The sequence below is a fragment of the Alteromonas sp. C1M14 genome (genome assembly GCF_018860965.1).
In the GTDB taxonomy this organism is placed as follows: Bacteria; Pseudomonadota; Gammaproteobacteria; order Enterobacterales; family Alteromonadaceae; genus Alteromonas.
The window spans coordinates 1-4563 of sequence record NZ_JAHKQF010000019.1 but is presented as its reverse complement, the minus strand read 5'-3'; the positions used below and the strand labels follow the sequence as shown (position 1 = coordinate 4563).

Annotated in this window: 3 protein-coding genes and 2 pseudogenes; all 5 read right to left on the bottom strand. The window is 42.3% G+C overall.

Annotation, left to right across the window (positions count from 1 at the left end):
- Positions 1-1243: Zn-dependent hydrolase (locus KO501_RS18255; RefSeq protein WP_216031143.1), on the bottom strand; the 1243-nt coding region annotated here is incomplete at its 3' end.
- Positions 1244-1334: 91 nt separating this feature from the next.
- Positions 1335-2095, bottom strand: a pseudogene (locus tag KO501_RS18250) (IS3 family transposase); the annotation flags it as partial.
- An 82-nt stretch (positions 2096-2177) separates the two neighbouring features.
- The gene (locus KO501_RS18245) at positions 2178-2768 is read right to left on the bottom strand and encodes a hypothetical protein (RefSeq protein WP_216031142.1); all 591 of its coding nucleotides are present in this window, start codon (positions 2766-2768) and stop codon (positions 2178-2180) included.
- A gap of 257 nt (positions 2769-3025) precedes the next feature.
- Complete coding sequence (locus KO501_RS18240) at positions 3026-3292, bottom strand: hypothetical protein (RefSeq protein WP_216031141.1); 267 nt, start codon at positions 3290-3292, stop codon at positions 3026-3028.
- Positions 3293-3500: 208 nt separating this feature from the next.
- Positions 3501-4394, bottom strand: a pseudogene (locus KO501_RS18235) (IS3 family transposase); the annotation flags it as partial.
- Positions 4395-4563 lie beyond the last annotated feature (169 nt).

Below are 4563 nucleotides of genomic sequence, written 5' to 3'. Positions count from 1 at the left end.
CTTTCCCCTCTTCGAGGGCTGATGCGTGTTCTTTTAAGGCCTGACGAACCGTGCCTTTACCGTTAATGGTATTTTTTATGCCTAAGCCATGGGCCACTTCATGGAACATGGTATTGGCAAAGAACGCATTAAAGGTAATGTGTTCTCTTTGCGCAGGCGCAATTAATTGCTCAGCAATGGGCACCAAAATATGATCAAACTTAGCCTTCATGGCATTTTTCAGTTGCAAGCGACGGGTGCCTTTTTGTAGCTGAACTTGTTCGTCATTTGGCAGGTTAATGGCAATGGTTTTACTGCCCGCATTGGAATGGCCGGCGTAATAAACCACATCATAAGCGTTAAGATCAGCATCCGACCCTGGAGTCTCCGCTTTATATTTATCGTCTACAGGCAACCCAACCTGTAACGCTGGCAAATACTGAGCATATTTGGCGAGTTTTTCGCTCCATGCCATATCCTTAACCAACACATAAGACTCGAAGGCAGCACGGTAGCCAAACAGTTGATCTTCATAAGTTTCAATGGGCCCAATCACCACATCAATGGGATTGTTCTTCATATCCATCCAGGCAAAGTCAGAGGCCTGATAGTTGTCTGTAACTAAGGCTTCAGCACGCATATTGAGGTAATCAGCAAAGGCAGGATCTTCAGCATAGTTGGCTGCTTCTTTTAGAATATGGGCAGCCTGGCTAAGTTCTTTTTTGTACTTTTCAGAATACGGAAGGGTGATGAGTTCACCGTTTTTGTTGCGTTCGACCACCGAATACAAGCCTTTTTTATCGGTAAAATCCTGTTGCTCAAATTCGGCTTTGGTCATATCGTGAGGATAAAATTCTGCGCCATGGGCTTTAGGGCCATATCCACTTAAAAACGGTTTATCACCATTTAACCGATCCCAAGGACCATAGTTAATTTCGGCAAACTTTTTCACTTTAGGATCGTCAAGCTTGGCTAGAAATTGCGCTTTATCTTCACCAAAAGCTTGCTGCCAGAATAGATTATCCATAATTTTAGAGGCATCAATCAGAAGCCCAATTAATTGCTTTTGTTTGTCGCTAAGATCACTTAAATCGGAAGTTAACTCTACCGGGTAGTAAATAGTTAGACGAGACTCATCGGTAAGCAGTTGCACGCCTTCGGTAGTGGCTTTTTCTGTTACCAATTCAGGCTTCGAACAGGAAGATAAAGCACTGACACTCAACAGCACAAGGGCCAGTGTTTTCATTTTAAATGGATGTTTCATAATTATTCTCTATTTTCTTACGTCGTTATACGATGCTATTGCGTTTAGCAAAGTGCTAATACTACGCCCAAATGGAGCACTTTTAAAATCACCTCAAAGTCCGGTTGAATCTTTCGATGAATGAGTTCTGTGTTGGTTTACCAGGTTTGATAAACTCCAGTGCAATACCATGCTCTTCTGCCCAACTGGCCAGTGTGACTGATATGAATTCTGGTCAGTTGTCCATTCTCAGCTTATTGGGGTAGCCACGCCAGGCCACAACGCGCTCCAACACTCTGACAACGCGTTGAGATGGCAGATTAAGGTCAATCTCGATAGTCAGTGCTTCACGGTTGAAGTCATCTACCAGATTGAATGTCCGAAATCGTCGTCCGCATTGGAGACTATCGGACATGAAATCCATGGACCAACAATGGTTCGCCTGTGTCGGAACAGCCATTGGTTCAGGATTTCTCGCTGGTAGACGCCGTTTACCACGGCGTCGCTTATTCAGCTTCAGCTCACAATAAATCCGATGTACACGCTTATGATTCCACCGAAAGCCCCAGCGCCTCAGGATTTTGAAGAGTTTACTGAACCCGTAGGCGGGATATCGCTCGACAGCTTCAAGAAGCTTGGCTATGAGTAAATCATCCCGCGTGTGGTCAGACTGATAACGATAAACCGAATCGCTAATGCCAACAGCGCGACAAGCAAGCCGTAAACTGGCACCATGCTGCTCTCGCGCATAGTCGACCAACTCACGCTTTATCGCTGGCTTTACAGTTTTTTTTCAACAATATCTTTCAGTATTCGGTGTTCCAGACTTAAGTCTGCGAACATCGCTTTAAGCCGCCGATTTTCATCTTCGAGGATATCAATAGCTTTAAATTATGTGAATAAGCTATTAGCTAAAACTAATTCCAGCTAATAGCTATATTTATTGCTATGGAATTCAATAGAAGCATTCAGGAATAACAGCAATGCACTCCATCTTATCCGGATCTTTACTTGAGGGCATACATTTCGTCTGAATCGGTCCAGTATAGCAAGTTTTGTTATTTACCCTGACCCCCACGCCAAACGATCTAACATACTCTCTAAAGTTCTCGTTTTCAGCCAATGTTGAATGATAATACGTACCAGGAACTTCGTCCCTGGTAGTTGGAATACTATTACCATTACAATCTAATGCAGAACCAGGAATTACAGCCATTTGGGGAACATTTGGGCGGTTGACAACACGCATGTAGCCACCGTCAGGAAAAAACACTTCGGTTTCTTTCTTAAATAAATCTACTTCCACACCACCAACACTAACAGATATGTTCGCTACATCAATTAGATTATTCCAAGCGATACTTATACTCTGTCTTACTGGTTGCTGAATAATTGCGTTTTGATAAGCTTCAGTTCTAACACTAGAATCTGTTACATAACTATACATACGTTCGGCACTGGTACACTCAGAACCAGAAGTGGAAGATGCAATAATATTCATCCACTGCGGCTTGAGTTGAGCTTGATAGCGATAGTCGAGTGACATCGAATCTGCCAATTTCAGGAATTGATGTTAGTCGATAAAAATAAATTTTCTTTTTATAAAATCCACCACATAGAAATTATGGAAGGGAGATTCATTTACGTTTTGTCCTGCAACAAGCGACATAGTTTGTGAGGTTGTACAATTATCGCATTTTAATAACTTATTATCAGCACTGGCTTCACCAATAAAAAGTATAAAAAAAGCAATTGATGGTAAGAATAATTTTAATTTTATGCAAAATCCCTTTATTTTAAAAACTACTTATCGAACTTAGAAAGTAAAAAACTTAGAATAAGAAAAATAAAACTTAAAAAAAATGAACCAGCCAATATCCTTAAGCTGTAAGCTGATTTAAATTGCTCTTTTCCTTCTTCAGGCGCTTGAGCAAAGTAAAGGTCAGCAATAAAACCAATTAGCTCTAACAATTGAGGAGTAATAAGGATAATTATTCCAACATACAAAAAAATCTGTGAAATAGACAACGACCTATATCGACTACTGTATTTAAATTCATTTCTCGACATTTCAGCTCCATATTCCAACTTGTCTTTAGATTTGAATATGAGTTACTTTATGGTTGAATAAATAACATATCCTCATTTTTTACCTCTGTAAACCGCATGGAGCTGTGTTGATTAAATGATTTCCGTTATTCAGTCAGTGGCTGAGGATTATTTTTAGCTTTCCAACGATCTGAGCACCTAAATAACTATTTGAATCGCCACTACTAACCTAGACACTTCCCAGCCGTTGAACATGGCGTTTTTCATACTCTACTGGTGACGGTAAATTATTGGAGTCATGTTTGCGTTTGCAGTTATAAAACATTTCGATGTGATCGAATATGTTAGTACGAGCATCGTCTCTGGTTGAGTAAATTTTCTTTTTTATTCTTTCTCGCTTCAGCAGCTGGAAGAAGCTTTCTGCAACGGCGTTATCATGACAGTTACCTCGTCGGCTCATACTTCCCTCCAGACCATTTGATTTTAGGAATGCCTGCCAGTCATGGCTGGTATATTGACTTCCTTGATCTGAGTGTACTGTCACTTTTTGCTTTGGATTCCTGCGCCATACAGCCATCAACAGAGCGTTGAGCACTATATCTTTTGTTATTCGTTGCTGCATTGACCAGCCGATGACCTTTCGGGAGAACAAGTCTACGACAACCGCCAGATATAGCCAGCCTTCGTGAGTTCGGACGTGAGTGATATCCGTTACCCAGGCTTCATCAGGCGCAGCGGGATTAAATTCCCGATACAGCCGATTTGGAACCACAACGTGACTTTCTCCGCCTCGATGACGAGGCCTTCGATAGCCAACCTGGGCACGTAACCCTTCCCGATCCATGAGTCGGTGAACGCGGTTAATACTGCATCGTTCACCGATGTCCCGTAAATCTGAATGGATTTTTCGGTAGCCGTACACGCCTCCAGACTCCAGCCAGAATTGCTTTATTAGTCCTGTTAGGCGTCGGTTGGCTTTATCGCGTTTTGACAGAGGCTTACTGCTCCAGGCATAGTATCCGCTTGGATGAACATCCAGCATCCGAAATAGCCAACGAACAGGCCAGCAATCGCTATTATCCTTGATAAAGGCGTACCTCAATCGGACTGCTTTGCGAAGTACGCCGCTGTAGATTCAGATGATCATCGCAACACCCTAATCAATCATGTGAGATGGCGTTTTAAATTTCAATGTTTTCCTAGGGCGTTCATTTAATTGGCATGCCACAACGGTAAAGGCACGGTCCGTCAGGCCTTAAAAGAACACGCATCGGCCCTCGAAGAGGGGAAAG

Coding starts and splice junctions, on each gene's coding strand:
- KO501_RS18245 (WP_216031142.1), bottom strand. CDS start 2,768: ATGTCACTCGACTATCGCTATCAAGCTCAACTCAAGCCGCAGTGGATG.
- KO501_RS18240 (WP_216031141.1), bottom strand. CDS start 3,292: ATGTCGAGAAATGAATTTAAATACAGTAGTCGATATAGGTCGTTGTCT.